Here is a 16448-nt window from a genome sequence, read left to right on the forward strand (position 1 = left end):
TCACAGTTCGTCTTGCGGTACTCGGCTCGTACCACGCGGCGCTGAGAGCTCGGTGCGCACCAAGCCCGTGCCGTGGCTTCGCGAATTTTCCACGGCCCGTACATCGGTACCTCAAGGCACCAGGAAGTCAATCTTGGCCGGGCGGGCCCCCGCCATTGCCCGGGAGCCGCCGATCAGCTTCCTGCCTACGCCACGTGAGGAGCCGTCAGTTGTTGTCGCCCGTGTCTTCCTCGTTGTTCAGGATGTCGGCGTCGATGTCGTTCAGGTGCAGCAGCGTGAGAATGTCGACGTACTTCACCGAGTCGTTGAGGACGTCGTTCAGTGCGGTCAGGTCGTCGAGGATGCTGAGCTGGCTCAGGATGCTCTGCCCGCTGTTGTTCGGGTTGGGGCCGACACTGGCCGAGGCCGCGGTGGCGGAGAAGCCCAGGGCGGCGGCCGCGATTGCTGCACCGGCCAGAATGCGACGGATCATGTTTGGTTTCCTCCATGGATCGGCGCGGAAAACCCGACGCCATAGTCGTTTGTGCAGGGCTGTGAGGTGCCGCCAATAACAATCGCGGCAGGCAGCGAGAACCGCAACTCAGAATGCCCTCATGAAGGTCAAGGAGGCGCCTCGATTTCTTGGCACTCGGTTTTCCCGCTCATCGACGGCGCTCGGTATATTGCGTGTACCGGCAGGCCGTCGAACGAGATTTGTTTTGGCCGCCCCCGAGAATGCCCGCGCAATCGTTCACCGCCGGTTAGGCAACGATCACCCGAAACTTGAGAATCTCCCGCACGCCGATCGGCGAATGGAGCCGGCGGCCGGACGGCATTGATCACCGGCCCTCATAGAAAACGACCATGAATTCCGGACGCCGGAGCTCGTCATCGCGGCCGGGGGTACGCCCCCGGGCGGGTCAGGAGGGGTCGCTCAGGTGGTCGAGGGCCGCCGAGAGCCGCTGGACGGCCTCCAGGCACTCGCGCGCCCCCTCGACCCCCAGCTCCCCCACCAGCCGGTCGGCGAACGCCTGGTGGGCGGGGACGATCTTGGCGATGGCCTCCCGCCCGGCCGCCGTGGGCTGGAGCAGCTTGGCCCGCCGGTGCGCCGGATTGGGCCGGTATTCGGCCAGCTCCCGCTCCACCAGCAGATCCGCGATCCGCTGCACCCCCTGCCGGGTCATCCCCATGGCCCGGGCGATGCCGGCGACGGGCAACGGCTCGCGCAGGACGGCCCCGAGCACCTGCCACCACGCGGCCGTCATCCCCACCGGCCGCGCCAGACCCTCCGCCACGTGCAGGAACTGGCCGTAGAGCCGGAAGGAGCCCAGGGCCAGCCCGGACAGCAGGTCACCGCTCTCGCTCATGCCGCCATCAGCACCTCGTAGGCCGTGGCGTCGCTCCTGGAGAACAGCCGGAACCAGGCGTCCAGCACCTCGGGCCGGTAGACGTCGAGCCGCCGGAAGATCTCCCTGGCGAACGCCACCGGCTCCGTCGGCCCGGCCGTGACGAGGTCGCCCCCGAGCACCGCGTCCCGGTCGAGGTAGTGCTTGGAGCCCGCGTATCCCTCCTGCGCCTCCAGATACTGCACCACGGCGCTGGTGTGGTCGCGGTCGTCCAGCAGCCCCTCGCGGGCCAGCCCGGCCGTGGCGCCGCAGATGGCCGCCACCGGCACCCCGGCGTCGAGGAACTCCCCGGCCTTGCGCGCGAACGGCGCCAGCTCCGCGCCCGCGTCCCACAGATCGGCCCCCGGCAGGATGAGCAGCGCGCTGTCGGCCGGGGAGAGCTCTTCGAGCGCGAGGTCCGGCGTGATCCGCAGGCCCCCCATGGTGACGATCGGATCGGTGGTCGGGCCGACGGTGACGATCTCGTAGCCGCCGGGCTCCCGCATGTAGCGCCCGTTGCGCAGGTGGGCGGTGGCGTGACCGGTCTCCCAGTCGGCGAGCGTGTCGTAAACGGCGTGGTGAACGATTCCCTTCATGACAGCATCTTGTCATTTCGACATCATGTTGTCAATCGATTCCCGTGCGAGGATAGGCGGCATGGCAGAGATCGTCGGCGGAGGACGTCCGGTCAACGACGCCGAACGGCGCGTGATCGCATATCTGCGAGACCACGCGCCCGCCGACTGGCTGCTGCTGCACAACGTCGAGGTCCCGCGCGGCCATGACGTCTTCGAGGTGGACCTGATCGTGCTGACCGGCCACTCGCTCGTGGTCGTCGACGTCAAGGGCACCCGGGGGCGCATCGAGGTGTCGGGCACGCGCTGGTTCCCGCCGCGCAGGGAGGCGTTCGGGTCTCCGGTGGCCAAGCTGCGGGGCACGGCGAAGGCGCTCAAGGGCCTGCTGGTCTCCAGGGCCACCCAGCTCGAACGCGTCTACGTCGACAGCCTGGTCGTGCTGACCTCGCCCGACGCCGAGCTGATCGACCCGGCCGGGCGCGACGCGGTCAACGTCGCCGACCTGCCCGGCCTGCTGGCCACGCTGAGCGACGTCTCGCGGGTCAGGCGCGGGTGCAGCCCCGACGCGAAGCCGTACATGACGGCGATCCTCGACGCGCTCAACCAGACCGTGCGCCGCAGCACCGCCCCGCCCAGGTTCGGCAACTGGGAGGTGGAGGAGCAGCTCGGCGGCGACACCAAGGTCACCGAATATCGCGCGTTCAACGCCACGCTGCCGGGCAGCGAGACCGTGCTGCTGCGGGTCTACCAGGCCGACCCGCTGGCCGACCACACGGCGCGGGCGGCCGAGCGGCAGCGCATCGCCAACGCCTACCAGACGCTGGCCCGCATCCCGCCGCACCCGTGCGTGGTGCGCTCGCGCGACTTCTTCGCCATCGACGACGAGAGCCGCTTCGTGCTGGTGCTCGACGACGTGCACGGCGAGGCGCTGCACCTGGCGCTGGGCAAGGGCGCCCCGCTGGGCGTGATCCAGGACCTGATGCGCGGGCTGGCGCACGCGCACGCCAACGGCGTGGTCCACCGCGCGCTGACCCCGGCCGCCGTGCTCGTCACCGACGACGGGCGCGCGGTGCTGACGGGGTTCGACTACGCCAAGCCGGGGCCGCGCAACTACACCGTCGCCCACGAGCTGGGCAACGTGCTCGACGCCCACTACGTGGCGCCGGAGTGCCAGGAGCGGCCCGACCGCATGACGACCGCCTCCGACGTGTACGCGGCCGGGGTCATCGCCCACCAGCTCCTCACCGGCCTGCTCCCGACCAGCGCCGACGCCCAGGGCCCCGAGGTGCCCGAGGTGGTGCGCCGGATGCTCGACCACTCGCCGGCCAAGCGGCCCACGGCGGCCGAGGCGCTGCAGGCCCTGGAGAGCGCGCCGGCCGCCCCGGAGTCGAGGCTCAAACGGCTCGTACGCCGCATAGTGTCCCGCTCATGACGATCAACCTGCGCCCTGTGGAAGAGGACGACCTGCCCTTCGTCCACAGGCTCACCAGCGACCCGCACAGCACCGGCGAGTTCCAGTGGTACGGCTTCCAGAGCCCCCACCGCCTGCGCGACCGCTGGAGCAGCGGCTCCTCGTGCGCTACCTGTTCGACCACTCCACGGCCAACCGGATCGAGGCGTCCACCGAGCTCACGAACGTGGCCGAGCAGCGGGCGCTGGAGAAGGCCGGTTTCACCCGTGACGGAGTGCTCAGGGGCGCCGGGTTCCGGGCGGGTCAGTGGCGTGACGGCGTGCTCTACAGCGTGATCCGCTCCGACCTGGGTCAGAGGCTGGAGCGCAGGGCGCTGGCGTGCCGGAGATAGTCGAGCGCCAGCCCCGTGCGCCCGGCCGAGCGGTGCAGCTCCCCCAGGAGCTGGGTGGTGGACGCCTCGCCGCTGCGGTCCCCCAGCTCCTGGAAGATCTCCAGCGACCGTTCGAGCCCGGCCGAGGCCGGGGCCAGCTCGCCGCGGGCCGCCTGCAACCCGGCCAGGCTCTGCAGCGCGTACGCCCCGCAGTGCCGGTCCCCCAGCGACTCGAAGATCTCCAACGCGTGCCGGTGGAACGACATCGCCTGGTGCAGGTGGCCCATCTGGAGGCACACGCAGCCCTCCCGGTGGGCGTCCCCGAGCTCCTGGGCCAGCCGCATGGCCTGGCCGAGTGACTCCGACGCCTGCGCCAGGTCCCCCGACTTCAGGCACACGCGGCCGATGGCCTGGCGGGCGAAGGCCTCGCCGTGCCGGTCGCCGGTGGCCAGGAAGATCGCCAGGGCGTGCCGGAAGTGGCCGAGGGAGCGCGCGTGGCGGCCGCGGAACTGGCTGACCGCTCCGAGGCCGCAGATGGAGGTGGCTTCGGCCCTTCTGTCTCCTAATTCATGAAATATCCGGCGGGAGCGGGTGAAGCCCTCGGCGGACTCGTCGTACCGGTCCTGGTAGAGGCTCACCTGCGCCAGGCCCCTCAGCATGGCGGCCTCGCCGTACCTGTCGCCGGCCGCGCGGGCGGCGGCCAGGGCGGCGGCGTGTGTGCGCCGCCACGTCTCCAGGTGGCAGTGCAGGTCGAGGTAGGGCACCATCGCGGCGGCCAGCCCCCACGCGGACTCGGCCAGCCCGAGCCCGGCCGCCACCTCCACCGCCCCGGCCAGGGCCTCGTGCTCGGCCTCGAACCAGGTGACCGGGTCGGAGGTCAGCCGTTCGAGCGTGTGCTCGGGCAGCCGCCAGCGCGGCGCCCTGGCGGCGGTGAGGCTGAAGACGGTGGTAGGCAGCCGCGCCATGGCGTGCTCGGTGGTCGCGGTCCACGCCGCCAGCACCCGCCCGACCGCGTCCAGGCCGTCCCCGCGCTGCAGGGCGTGGCGGGCGATGAGGCCGGGCACCCGGTAGCGCGGCTGGCCCATCGGGTCGGTGCCGACCAGGTCCAGCAGGTTGACGTCCACCAGCAGGTCAGTGACGTCGTGTGCGCCGTGCCGGCCGAGGGCCGCGTCGACCACCCAGCCGGGCTGGGCGGGCGCCCCGAGCAGGCCCAGCGTGCCCAGAGTACGGGCGGCCTCCCGCGGCAGGCGCTCGTAGCCGTGGTCCAGGGTCGCCCGCACGTCCCGCAGCTCGCCCAGCCAGTCGTCCTCCAGCCGCTGCCGCAGCACCGACAGCGACCATCCGGGCCGCGCGGCCAGCCGCGTGCCCGCGTTCCGCACGGCCAGCGGGAGCCCGCCGCAGGCGGCCACGATGGCGCGGGCGGCCTCCCGCTCGCGCGCCACCCGCTCCACGCCCGCGATCTGCCCGAGCAGCGACAGCGCCTCCTCGGGGGCCAGCTCGCCGAGCTGGATGCGGACCGCGCCGGGTAACTCGGTGATCCGGCGGCGGCTGGTGACGATCACCGCGCTGCCGGTGCCGGGCAGCAGCGGCCGTACCTGCCCGGCGTCGCGGGCGTCGTCGAGCAGCACCAGCATGGGCCGCTCGGCCAGCAGCGAGCGCAGCAGCGCCGAGCGCTCGGGCACGGTCGGCGGCGCGGCGTCCACGCCGAGCGCCCTGAGCGCCTCGGCCAGCAGGCCGGCCGGCTCCCTGCCGCCCAGCTCCAGGTAGAGCTGCCCGGCCGGGTACGCCTCGCGCAGGGCGTGCGCCGCGTGCACGGCCAGCGCCGACTTGCCCGCCCCCGGCGGCCCGGAGATCACCGCGACGGCGAACGGCCGGCCCAGCTCGGCCACCGCGTCGGCCCGGCCGGTGAAGTCGGGCAGGTCGGGCGGGAGCTGGCGGGGCGCCGCCCGGAGCGCCCCGGCGGCGGTCCGGCGGCGCGGCGACGCCTCGCCCGCGCGGGTCGGGGCCTCGTCCGCCAGGATCAGCTCGTACGCGCCGCGCAGCCCGGCCCCAGGCTCGACCCCGAGCTCGTCCACGAGCTGGTCGCGGACGCTTGCGTAGACCCGCAGGGCCTCGGCCTTCCTGCCGTCCTCGTGCAGGGTCAGCAGCAGGCGGCCCCACAGGTCCTCCCGGTAGGGGTGCTCGGCCAGCAGCCCGCGCAGCTCGGTGATGGCCCCGTCGCGGTCACCGCGCTCGATCCGCCGCTCGACCATCGCCTCGGCGGCGCGCAGGCGCAGCTGGTGCAGGGGTTCGAGGCGGCGGTCCCAGACGGGGCTGCCGGGCAGGTCGCACAGCGGCGCGCCACGCCACAGGGCCAGCGCCCCGGCGTGATCGCCCCGGTCGACCAGGTCCTCGAACGCCAGCAGATCGAGCGCGCCGCGGTCCACGTCGATCGCGTAGCCGCTGCCGTCGGCCCGCAGCCACTCGGGGCCCAGGTCAGTGCGGAGGTCGGAGCGGAGGTCGGAGCGGAGCGAGCTGACGTACGTACGCAGGTTGGCCTGGGCGGAGCGGGGCGGACGGTGCGGCCAGAGCACCTCGGCCAGCCGGTCGGCGCCGACCACCCGCCCCGCGTCCAGCAGCAGCGTGGCCAGCAACAGTCGTGGTTTCCTGCCGGAGATCCGGACGGGACGCCCGTCGGAGCGGACCTCGAGCGGCCCGAGCACGTGGAAGGTGACCGTCATCCGCATCAGCTCCTCTACGGAGGCCTGACAGCTCTTTGTATCGGTTCTGGACGATTCTTGTGCGGCCTGTGCGGACCCTGGTCTCAGAGATCCCACGGGAAAGGATCACCTCATGAAGCTCAGCGGAGCAATGGTCGCGGGCCTCGCCTTGTTATTCGGTCTGGGTACGACCTCCGCCGCCGCGGCCGACCCGGAGCCGGAATCGCCGCAGGCGCAGATACTCGCAACGAACTTCCAGCTGCCGTTCCCCTGCGGCCAGAGCTGGACGGGCAACTCCAGCGCCAGCAGCGCGCACCAGTCGTGGGAGATCGACTTCAACCGGGGCAGCACCGCCGGCGCCGACCTCGGCGACCCCGTGGTGGCCGCCGCCTCGGGGACGGTGGCGATCTCGGCCCACCAGGGCTCGACCAACGGGTTCGGGAACCTCGTCAAGATCGACCACGGGGGCGGCTGGGCCACGTACTACGCCCATCTGAACGTCCGCTCGGTCAGCGCCGGCCAGGCCGTCTCGCAGGGCCAGCAGATCGGGACGGTCGGCAACACCAGCAAGCCAGGCAACAACATCTCGCCTCACCTCCACTACGAGGTACGGCTGGGAACCAGCTACCCGTCCAACATCCAGAAGGCCGTTTTCAACGGCGTCACGTTCGGGTACCCGCAGCAGACGCTGACCTCGAGGAACTGCGGCGGCTCGACCAACCCGTACACCCCGCAGGAGGTCTGCGGCTCGGGCTACAGCGTGATCGACTCGGCCGCGCTCGGCAGCGACGGCACCGTCTACCTGCTCTACAACAGCGGCAACGGCAACAACTGCGTCGCCACGCTGAAGTCGAGGTCCCTCGGCACGGCCACCGCCACCAGCGCCTACCTGGAGGTACAGGGCAGCACGAGGAAGACCGACTCGGGCAACTACGGCTACTACGCGGGACCGGTCATCGCCTCGGCGGCCGGCACGTGCGTCAGGTGGGGCGGCAAGGCCGGCGCGTCGGCCTACGACAGCCCGTTCGAGCACTGCGACTGACCTGACCCGGGCAGGCCGGGCGGAATTCCGCCCGGCCTGCTCGGCGGTGCCTATTCGGGAGTGATGGTGTCGAGCACGTCGATGACGTAGAGCATGGGCCGCTCCCCCGGGGACGGCACGGCCACCCGGCTGCCGACCCGCTGCCCGGCCAGCGCGTCCACCCAGGCGGCCGGCACGGCCCCCTCCTCCAGCGTGAACGCGCTGGGCCCGCCCCGCCGGTACGAGGAATCAACGACGGTCCTCGACGGCCAGGACGCGGCCACGTACTGGATGACCACCTTCGACCCCGCCACGACCTCCCGTCCCGACCCGTCGATGACGGTACGCGGCGGCGCGGCCGGCGTGAGGTCGGCCGGGATCACCGGCAGCGTGCGCCCGACGAGCCGCGCGTCCGGCGGGTAGCCGCCCAGGATGTCGAAGACGAACACCAGCGTGTCCGTCGGCGAGACGCCGGTCAGCGGCACGTTCGGGCCGAGGGCCTCGCCCGCCGAGCTGACCAGCATGACCCTGGTGCCCGCCGGCCGGCCGATGAGCGACTGCCGCCAGGTCTCCGACACCTGCCTGCCGTCGAAGACGACCGTGGTGGGCTGGTTGCCGTCGTAGGTGCTCATGTACGGCCGGTTGCCGGACCAGCGCCGGATGTCCACGTCGGCGAGCACCACGTCACCGGGCACCGTACGCCGCCCGCTGCCCACCGACAGCACCGTGATCCGCGGCATGCGCCCCGGCTGGCCCTTGGGTATGGAGACGATCGGCTTGCTGCCGAACCGCCCGGTGACGACGGGTTGCGTGCCCTCCTCGGCCAGGCCACACGACGTGGCGAGCATGAGGAGGGCAGGCCAGAACAGACGCACGATTTCCTCCCGGACCAGATCCGAAGGAGTTACTTGCCGCAAGTGCCAAAAGGAAAGCTTCGGGACGCGCCATCTCACGACAAACTTGTCCCGTGAGCGAGCGAGTCATCGGATGCGGCAGTCTGCTCTCGGGGGAGGAGTCGCTGTGAGCAAGCCCAACTTGGCGCGGCGGGTGGCGGAGGCGGCCGAGATCGCGCTGACCACCCGAAAATACGTGACGTTCATCGACGTCGTGACCGGCCTGCGCTGGCTGCACTCCAGGCACGTGGACACCTGGCGGCAGGGCCGGGCGGCCACGCTGGCCGAGCTGGCGGCGGTCGACGAGGAGCGCCTGGTCACCACGGCCGCCCTGCTGCGCGACTGGGCGCGCGCCAAGGGGCTCAGGCCGGTGGACACGCCCTACGTCGCCGGCACCCGCGACCGCCGCGAGCTGCGCTTCACCGCGCGGCACCCGCAGGAGCCGTTCCGGGTGCACTGGCTGTCCCCCGACCTCAGCGAGGCCAGGGTGCGGCGGCTCACCGAGACGCAGAGCAAGGCGCCCGACCTGGTGGCGGTGGCCCCGCTCGACGCCTGGACGTGCGCGTCCTGCGCCGACACCGGCCCCTACCTGATCATGGAGGACGACCGGCCCCACTGCCTGACCTGCGCGGACATGGACCACCTGGTCTTCCTGCCGGCCGGGAACGCGGCGCTCAGCCGCCGCGCCAAGCAGGAGAGCGGCCTGTCGGCCGTGGTCGTCCAGTACAACCGGCGGCGCAAGGTCTACCAGCGCCTGGGCCTGCTGGTGGAGGACGCCGCGCTGGCCGCCGCCGAGGACCGGTGCCTGGCCGACGAGGAGGTGCGCCTGCGCCGGCGCGAGCGCGACCGCGTACGCCGGGCGGAGCAGGACGTCGACTTCCAGGCCCGGATGGCCGCCGAGATCGCCCGGCTGTTCCCCGGCTGCCCCGAGCCGCGGGCACGGGAGATCGCCGAGCACGCCGGCCAGCGCGGCAGCGGCCGGGTGGGCAGGTCGGCGGCGGCCAGAGCCCTCGACGAGAACGCGATCACCCTCGCCGTGATCGCCTCGATCCGGCACCTCGACACCGACTACGACCGCCTGCTGATGGCGGGCGTGCCCCGGATGGAGGCGCGGGAGCAGATCAGGGACCGCATCGAGCGCAAGCTCGATGAGTTCCGCGGGCCGCGCTAGTGTCGAAAACATGAGCGACTGGCACGACACACGGGAACAGCTCCGCGCGTTCGCACTCGGGCTGCCCGAGGCTCACGAGGACCACCCCTGGGGTGACACGGTCATCAAGGTCAACAAGAAGGTGTTCCTCTTCCTCGGCGTCGACGAGGAGACCGAGAAGTGGGGTCCCGCGTTCGGCGTGAAGCTGCTGTCGGAGGCCCACGGCCACGCGCTGACCGTCGAGGGCGCCCAGCCGAGCGGCTACGGCCTGGGCAAGGCGGGCTGGGTGACCGTGCCCTTCCTGTCGGCGCTGCCGGAGACCGAGATCCTGCTCGACTGGGTGGAGGAGAGCTACCGCGCGATCGCCCCCAAGCGCGCGATCAAGGAGCTCGACCTCAGGTGACCGCCAGCCGCGTGGCGTACCTCTCGTCCCGCCAGAGCTCCTTGTCCAGCACCTCCAGCAGCGTGGTGGCGGCGTCGTAGGTGTCGGCGTAGCCGATGTAGAGGGGCGCGAAGCCGAACCTGAGGATGTCGGGGGCGCGGAAGTCGCCGTGCACGCCCTGGTCGATCAGCGCCCGCATGACCGGGTAGCCGTCGGGGTGGCGCAGGCTCACCTGGCTGCCCCGCGCGGCGGGGTCGGCCGGCGAGGCCAGCTCCAGCCGGTCGCCGACCAGGTCGACGAAGAGCGAGGTCAGGGCCATGCTCTTGGCTCGCACCTGGTCCATCGGCACCCGCTCCCACACGTCGAGCGCCGCCTCCAGCGCCGCGAACGACAACACGTGCGGGGTGCTCACCGCGAAGCGCCTGATGCCCTCGGCGGGCCGGAAGCCGGTCTCGAACGCGAACGGCTCGGCGTGGCCGTGCCAGCCGGACAGCACGTTCTCGGCGGTGGCGTGGTGGCGGGGGTTCACGTAGAGGAACGCGGGCGCGCCCGGACCGGCGTTGAGGTACTTGTACGTGCAGCCGACCGCGAAGTCGGCCTCCGAGACGTCCACCTCCATGGCGCCCACGCTGTGGCACACGTCCCAGACGATCAGCGCCCCGGCCGCGTGCGCCTCGGCGGTGACCGACGGCACGTCGTGGCGGGCGCCGGTGCGGTAGTCCACCTCCGACAGCAGCACCACGGCGGCGTCGTCGAAGCGCCCCTCGGCCAGGTCGCGCAGCTCGTAACCGCCGCCGAGCAGTTTGGCCAGGCCCTGCACCATGTAGTGGTCGGTGGGGAAGTTCCGCACGTCGGAGACGATCACCCGGCGCTCCGGGCGCAGCCTCAGCGCCGCCGCCACCGCCTGGAAGATCGCGATCGAGGTCGCGTTGCCCACCACGACCTGCCCGGGGCCCGCGCCGATCAACGGGGCCAGCCGGTCGCCGGCGCTGAGCGGCTGCGCGTACCAGCCGGCGTGGTTCCAGCCTCCGACGAGCTGCCTGCCCCATTCGTCCTCGACGGTCCGCCGCACCCGCTCCGCGGTACGGCGGGGCAGCGCGCCCAGCGAGTTGCCGACGAGGTAGACGACCCCCTCGGGCAGGACGAACTCCTCCTTGAAGGCCCGCAGCGGATCCTCGGCGTCGAGGGCGAGGCACTGATCGCGATCCAAGTTCACTCCTGACGTGGGGGGATGGTGGCCAATACCCGGTTCACGCCATTCTGGTACTTCCGGACGTACCAGTTCTGCACCGGGTTGTGCCGCGCGTCCAGGCGGAACGTGCCGCGCGGCCCCGACAGCTCGCCCAGCTCCCCCAGCCGCCGCCCCAGATCGCCGCCCCTGGACAGCGCCGCGTCGATGAGGCGCATGGCGTCCCAGCTCTGCAGCGCCACCGCGGACGGGTTCTGGCCGGTCCTGGCCCGCCACCTGGCGACGAAGGCGGCGTTGTCCGGGTTGTCCAGCGCGGGCGAGTACATGCCGACGGTCGTGATGCCCTCGGCGTCCGGGCCGACGGCCCGCAGGACGTCCTCGTCCGTCAGGTTCATGCAGGCCAGCAGCTCGATCTTGGTGTCGTAGCCGAGCCGCTTGAACGCGGTGGTGAACGCGACCGCCTCGCCGCCGGCGTAGAAGGCGTACAGGAGCTTCGCCTCCGGCGGGATCTGCTCGAAGTACGGCTCCAGGTCGGTCAGCCGGCCGTACGGCGTCAGGATCTGCTTGAGCGGCTCGGCCCCGAAGCCCTCGGTGAAGCCCCTGAGCGTCTCGACGCCCGCCGAGTAGTCGGAGGCCATGACCACCACGCCCTGCCCGCCGTACCGCTCGGCGGCGTGGCGGCCGGCGGCGTGGCCGTGGTCGTGGTTGGTGTAGGAGACGCGGAAGACGTTCGGGCCGGCCAGCTCGTCGGCGCCCGCGTTGGCGACCACCACCGGCGTACGGCCCGCCTGGCCGGCCACCGCCACGGCGACGGGCGAGGCGATCAGACCGGTGATCGCGTCCACGCCCTCCTCGTCGATGAGCTTCCTGGCCGCCTGCTGGCCCTGCTCCGGCGAGCCCCCGTCGTCGGCCACGACGAGCTCGGCCGGCCTGCCGCCCAGGCGCTCGCCGTGGTCGTCGAGATAGAGGCGCATGGCGGTCTCCATGTCGTCGCCGAGCACGGCGTACACGCCGGTCTGCGAGATGATCGCGCCGATCCTGACCTGGCGCTCGTCCTCATCGGGCGGCGGCACCGACCCGCCGCACCCGGCGGCCATCAGCACCGCCAGACCGACCGCGGGCAGCCCCAGCACGGGTACGCGCATGGGGTGGCTCCCTTCAGCCCAGGAACGCCTCGGCGTTGCCGGCGAGGAGCTTGGCGCGGGCCGCGCCGGACAGGAAGCCGGCGTTGCGGATCAGGTCACCCGAGGGTGACTCGCCCAGGGGATAGGGAAAGTCGCTGCCGAGCATCACATGGTCCTCCCCGAGGGTGTCGACGAGCAGCCGCAGCGCGCGCTCGTCGAAGACGGCAGAGTCGACGCTGAACCTGCCGAGGTAGTGGGACGGCGGCCGTTCGGAGCCGCCGACCACGTCGTGCCTGCGGTGCCAGGCGTTCTCGACCCGGCCGAGCCAGAAGGCGAACGAGCCGCCGCCGTGCGCGAAGCAGATCCGCAACGTGTCCGGCACGCGGTCGAACACGCCGCCGAGGATCATCGCCAGGATGGACAGGTGGGTCTCCGCCGGCATGCCGACCAGCCACTGCGCCATCCAGCGCGCGACGCGCGGCCCCGTGGGCATGTCCCACGGGTGCACGAAGACGGGAACGTTCCGCCCGGCGCAGTGGCGCAGGAACTCCACGACCCCGGGGTCGTCGAGGTCGCGATCGCCGACGTGGTTGCCGATCTCCACGCCGCGGTGGCCGTTGTCCAGGCAGCGGTCGAGCTCCGCGCAGGCCAGCTCCGGGTCCTGCAGCGGCACCTGGCAGAACGGGATCAGCCGATCGCCGGCGCAGATCTCCAGGGCCAGGTCGTTGAAGACCTTCGCGATCCGTACGCCCTGCGCGGCCGGCCGGTCGTAGCCGAAGAAGACGGGCGTGGGCGAGACCACCTGCCGGTCCACGCCGTCCTTGTCCATCCGTTCCAGCCGGACCCGAGGATCCCAGCAGTCATCCTGAATTTTCCGGAATTGTCGGTCGTTGATGAGGATCGTCGCTTCGCGCTCCGACTCGATCCTCAGCCTGGGCGCCCCGGGCCAGCCCAGTTCGGGCCAGCCCTTGGGCACGTGGTGCGTGTGTACGTCAGTGACCATAGAGGACCATCTAGCCCTTGCCAGGGTGCAGCGCGCCGCATTGACCGCAGGTGCGGGCCTTCTCGTCGCCGTAGAACGCCTCGAAGACCGGCGGCAGGTCCTTGACGATGTCGCGGACCTGCAGCTCGACCTCGTGCACGAGGCCCCCGCACTCCATGCAGTACCACTGGAACTTCTCCAGCTCGCCCTCCGGCCGGATGCGCTCCACCACCAGCCCCACCGACCCGGCCTCGGGCCGCTGCGGGGAGTGCGGCACGCGCGGCGGCAGCAGCCACATCTGGCCCTCGCGGATGTGCACGGTCCCGGGGCCGTCCTCGGTGACGACGTTGACGTGCATGTTGCCGCGCACCTGGTAGAACAGCTCCTCGTACGGGTCCACGTGGAAGTCGGTCCTGGAGTTCGGCCCGCCGACCACCATCACGATGAAGTCGTTCGCCTTCTCGAAGACCACCTTGTTGCCGACCGGCGGCTTGAGCAGGTGGGCGTGCTCGTCGATCCACCTGGTGAAGTCAATGGGCGCAATCATGATCGCTCCTGCGGATGGTAGGCGACGGCTTGCATCTCGATGAGGAGATGGGGGTGCGGCAACTGGTGCACCGCGACCGTGGTCCTGGTCGGCCCCTCCTCGTCGAAGAACTCGGCGTAGACCTCGTTGTATCCCCTGAAGTCGTTCATGTTCACCAGGTAGGTGGTGATCTGCACGAGGTCGGCGAGCGAGCCGCCCGCCGCCTTGAGGATGTCGCCGACGTTCTCGATGACCGCTCTGGTCTGGGCGCGGATGTCCAGGTTCGTCGCCCCGTACTTGTCCACCTCCACGCCCACGAACGTGTCGTCGGGCCGCCGGCAGCTGGTGCCTGAGACGTACAGGAAGTCGCCGGCCCGTTTGACGTGCGGGAACCGCCCTCGGGGGGTGGCCTTGCCCGGCACCCGGATGGCCTTGGGCCTCACTTCCCGAACACCGCCCGCACGGAGCCGAGTCCCTCGATCCGCGCCTCGAACACGTCCTCGGGACCCACGGGCACCACCGGCCCCAGCGCACCGGTCAGCACCACGTCCCCGGCCCGCAGCGCGAAGTCGGTGCGGCCGAGCCGGGAGGCCAGCCAGACGGCGGCGTTGAGCGGGTTGCCCTGGCACCTCTCGCCGGCGCCGGTCGAGACCTCCTGCCCGCCGCGGCTCATCGTCATCCCGGCCGCGCGCAGGTCGAGCCCCGCCAGCGGCACGGGCGTGCAGCCCAGCACGAACGCGCCGCCCGAGGCGTTGTCCGCGATCGTGTCGGCCGCCGTGATGTCCCAGCCGGCGATCCGGGAGTCGGCGATCTCGATGGCGGGCAGCGCGAACTCCACCGCCCTGATCACGTCGGCCACCGTGAACGGCCCGCCCTCCAGGTCCCTGCCGAGCACCAGCGCGACCTCCGCCTCGGCCCGCGGCTGCAGGAACCGCTCCACCGGGATCGGCAGCCCGTCGCCGTGGCACATGTCCGCGAAGAGCATGCCGAAGTCCGGCTGGTCGACGCCGAGCTGCTGCTGCACCACCGGGTTCGTGAGGCCGATCTTCCTGCCGACCAGCCGCCGCCCCGCGCCGAGCGCCCGCCTCGTGTTGATCTCCTGTACGGCGTACCCGTCGGCCGCCGTGCTGACCAGGTCCCTGATCGGTGCGCAGGGCTTGCCCGAGCGCGCCGCCTCCGCCAGCCGGTCGGCGGCCTGGGCGCGCGCGTCCACTGCCTGGGACCATTCGTCATGCATCGGGCTGCTCCAGTTTGATGGTGATCGTGGTGGGTTCGGAGTAGAAGTCGAGTGACCGGGTGCCGCCCTCCCGGCCGATGCCCGAGAGCTTCACCCCGCCGAACGGGGTCCGCAGATCGCGCAGATACCAGGTGTTGACCCAGACGAGCCCGGCCTCCAGGCGCTGGGCCACGCGGTGCGCGCGGTCGAGGTTGGTGGTCCACAACGTGGCGGCCAGGCCGTAGTCGCTGCCGTTGGCCAGGTCGATCGCCTCGGCCTCGCTGTCGAAGGGGGCGACGTGGCACACGGGACCGAAGATCTCCTCCCTGTTGAACCTGGACCACTCCGACAAGCCTGTCACCACCGTCGGTTCCACGAAATACCCGGAATCGCGATGATCGCCGAATACAGGGACGCTGCCCCCCGTGAGCACCTTGGCTCCCTCCGAGCGGGCCAAGGCGTAGTAGGAGAGCACCTTGTCGCGATGTTCCGACGAGATCATCGGCTGGGGCTCCACCTCCTGGGCGCGAACGGCCAGCCGGGCGCAGAAGTCCTCGAAGATCGAGCGGTGGACGTACATCCGCTCGGTGCACAGGCAGACCTGGCCGCCGTTGGTGAAGACCGACTTCATGGTGCCCTCGACCGCCCGGTCGAGGTCGCAGTCCTCGAAGACCAGCCCGGCGTTCTTGCCGCCCAGCTCGAACGAGATCGGCTTGACCCGGTCGGCCGCCGTCTTCATGATCGCCGTGCCGGTGGCGGTGGACCCGGTGAACGTCACGGCGTCCACGCCCGGGTGCTCGACGAGCAGCTGGCCGGCCGGCCCGTGCCCGAAGATGATGTTGACCACGCCGGGCGGAAGCCCCGTCTCGGAGCAGATCTCGGCGAACACGGCGGCCGAGCCGGGCGTCTGCTCCGACGGCTTGACCACCACGGTGTTGCCCGCGACGAGGGCGGGCGCGAGCTTCCAGGTCATGAGCAGGAACGGCAGGTTCCACGGGACGATCACCGCGACCACGCCGTGCGGCCTGCGTACGGTGTAGCTGAGCGTCCCGGACAGGTGGAAGGCGTCGTCGGGACGCTGGGCGGCGATCTCGGCGAAGGCGCGGAAGTTCGCGATGCCGCGCGGGATGTCGAGCGTGCGCGTCTGGTCGAGCGGCTTGCCCGTGTCGGCGATCTCCGCCGCCACCAGGTCGTCGAACCGGGCCTCGATGCCCTCGGCCAGGCGCCGCATCCACCCGGCGCGCTCGCCGACGGGCATCCCCGCCCAGTCGCGCGCCGCCTCCCTGGCCGCGCGCACCGCCCGGTCGGCCACCTCGGGATCGGCCTCGTGGACCTGTCTGACCACCGCGCCCGTCACAGGGTCGTGGACGGGAAACGCCTTGCCCGCGGCCACCGGCTGGCCACCGATGAAATGGGTCAGCACAACAGTCTCCTCATCTCTCCCTCACTCCCCGGTATAGATCGCCGTGCGCTCCCTGGACAACAGGGTGTTCCGGGACACGGAACCCCCGATCGCATCGTCTCGCCGGAACGCGGCGCGCGCCAT

17 protein-coding genes are annotated in these 16448 nt (G+C 71.6%); 5 read left to right on the plus strand and 12 right to left on the minus strand.

Features of this window, described 5'->3' with window-relative positions; genetic code table 11:
* Positions 1–205: 205 nt before the first annotated feature.
* The 3 genes from ACTWPW_RS48220 to ACTWPW_RS48230 form a co-directional block, all read right to left on the minus strand.
* Positions 206–472, minus strand: a complete 267-nt coding sequence (locus ACTWPW_RS48220) for a hypothetical protein (protein ID WP_364114209.1) — start codon at positions 470–472, stop codon at positions 206–208.
* A 427-nt stretch (positions 473–899) separates the two neighbouring features.
* A complete protein-coding gene (locus ACTWPW_RS48225) occupies positions 900–1346 on the minus strand; it encodes a MarR family winged helix-turn-helix transcriptional regulator (protein ID WP_443172755.1) in 447 nt (148 codons plus the stop codon).
* A complete protein-coding gene (locus tag ACTWPW_RS48230) occupies positions 1343–1960 on the minus strand; it encodes a type 1 glutamine amidotransferase family protein (protein WP_443172756.1) in 618 nt (205 codons plus the stop codon). The genes ACTWPW_RS48225 and ACTWPW_RS48230 overlap by 4 nt, the downstream gene beginning before the upstream one ends.
* 61 nt (positions 1961–2021) lie before the next feature.
* Between ACTWPW_RS48230 and mads6 the strand changes: the two genes are divergently transcribed.
* Together mads6 and ACTWPW_RS48240 are read left to right on the plus strand one after the other, a co-directional pair.
* A complete protein-coding gene (mads6, locus tag ACTWPW_RS48235) occupies positions 2022–3371 on the plus strand; it encodes a methylation-associated defense system protein kinase MAD6 (protein ID WP_375110721.1) in 1350 nt (449 codons plus the stop codon).
* Positions 3372–3513: 142 nt separating this feature from the next.
* Positions 3514–3741, plus strand: a complete 228-nt coding sequence (locus ACTWPW_RS48240; RefSeq protein ID WP_443172757.1) for a GNAT family N-acetyltransferase — start codon at positions 3514–3516, stop codon at positions 3739–3741.
* On the opposite strand, the gene ACTWPW_RS48245 is transcribed toward ACTWPW_RS48240, so the two are convergent.
* Complete coding sequence (locus tag ACTWPW_RS48245) at positions 3702–6440, minus strand: BTAD domain-containing putative transcriptional regulator (RefSeq protein WP_443172758.1); 2739 nt, start codon at positions 6438–6440, stop codon at positions 3702–3704. The genes ACTWPW_RS48240 and ACTWPW_RS48245 overlap by 40 nt on opposite strands.
* A 112-nt stretch (positions 6441–6552) precedes the next feature.
* Between ACTWPW_RS48245 and ACTWPW_RS48250 the strand changes: the two genes are divergently transcribed.
* Positions 6553–7461 carry a M23 family metallopeptidase gene (locus ACTWPW_RS48250; RefSeq protein WP_375110718.1) on the plus strand — a complete coding sequence of 303 codons (909 nt, stop codon included), beginning with the start codon at positions 6553–6555 and terminating at the stop codon, positions 7459–7461.
* Positions 7462–7511: 50 nt separating this feature from the next.
* Here the strand turns inward: ACTWPW_RS48250 and ACTWPW_RS48255 are convergent, their stop codons facing one another.
* The gene (locus ACTWPW_RS48255) at positions 7512–8315 is read right to left on the minus strand and encodes an FKBP-type peptidyl-prolyl cis-trans isomerase (protein WP_375110717.1); all 804 of its coding nucleotides are present in this window, start codon (positions 8313–8315) and stop codon (positions 7512–7514) included.
* 145 nt (positions 8316–8460) lie between these two features.
* On the opposite strand from ACTWPW_RS48255, the gene ACTWPW_RS48260 reads away from it, so the two are divergent.
* Entirely contained in the window at positions 8461–9504 is a 1044-nt protein-coding gene (locus ACTWPW_RS48260; RefSeq protein WP_375110716.1) for a DUF2293 domain-containing protein, read from the plus strand.
* Positions 9505–9514: 10 nt separating this feature from the next.
* Positions 9515–9886 carry an MmcQ/YjbR family DNA-binding protein gene (locus ACTWPW_RS48265; RefSeq protein ID WP_375110715.1) on the plus strand — a complete coding sequence of 124 codons (372 nt, stop codon included), beginning with the start codon at positions 9515–9517 and terminating at the stop codon, positions 9884–9886.
* Here ACTWPW_RS48265 and kynU read toward each other — a convergent pair.
* Genes kynU through ACTWPW_RS48300 form a run of 7 tightly spaced genes read right to left on the minus strand, consistent with a single transcriptional unit; the run spans position 9879 to position 16325 of the window.
* Positions 9879–11075, minus strand: a complete 1197-nt coding sequence (gene kynU / locus ACTWPW_RS48270; RefSeq protein WP_375110713.1) for a kynureninase — start codon at positions 11073–11075, stop codon at positions 9879–9881. The two genes, ACTWPW_RS48265 and kynU, sit on opposite strands and share 8 nt — an antisense overlap.
* Before the next feature lie 2 nt (positions 11076–11077).
* On the minus strand, positions 11078–12199 hold the full coding sequence (locus ACTWPW_RS48275) for an ABC transporter substrate-binding protein (RefSeq protein WP_443172759.1): 1122 nt from the start codon (positions 12197–12199) through the stop codon (positions 11078–11080).
* 13 nt (positions 12200–12212) lie between these two features.
* Entirely contained in the window at positions 12213–13181 is a 969-nt protein-coding gene (locus ACTWPW_RS48280; protein ID WP_443172760.1) for an amidohydrolase family protein, read from the minus strand.
* A gap of 10 nt (positions 13182–13191) precedes the next feature.
* On the minus strand, positions 13192–13707 hold the full coding sequence (locus ACTWPW_RS48285; protein WP_375110709.1) for a 3-hydroxyanthranilate 3,4-dioxygenase: 516 nt from the start codon (positions 13705–13707) through the stop codon (positions 13192–13194).
* Entirely contained in the window at positions 13704–14129 is a 426-nt protein-coding gene (locus ACTWPW_RS48290) for a RidA family protein (protein ID WP_375110708.1), read from the minus strand. The genes ACTWPW_RS48285 and ACTWPW_RS48290 overlap by 4 nt, the downstream gene beginning before the upstream one ends.
* Positions 14126–14923, minus strand: coding sequence for a 2-keto-4-pentenoate hydratase (locus ACTWPW_RS48295; RefSeq protein ID WP_364114239.1), 798 nt, complete (start codon positions 14921–14923; stop codon positions 14126–14128). The genes ACTWPW_RS48290 and ACTWPW_RS48295 overlap by 4 nt, the downstream gene beginning before the upstream one ends.
* Entirely contained in the window at positions 14916–16325 is a 1410-nt protein-coding gene (locus tag ACTWPW_RS48300) for an aldehyde dehydrogenase family protein (protein WP_364114241.1), read from the minus strand. Before ACTWPW_RS48300 ends, ACTWPW_RS48295 begins: the two co-directional genes overlap by 8 nt.
* Between the last annotated feature and the right edge of the window lie 123 nt (positions 16326–16448).

The sequence above is a fragment of the Nonomuraea sp. KM90 genome (assembly GCF_052246675.1).
Classification (GTDB): Bacteria; Actinomycetota; Actinomycetes; order Streptosporangiales; family Streptosporangiaceae; genus Nonomuraea.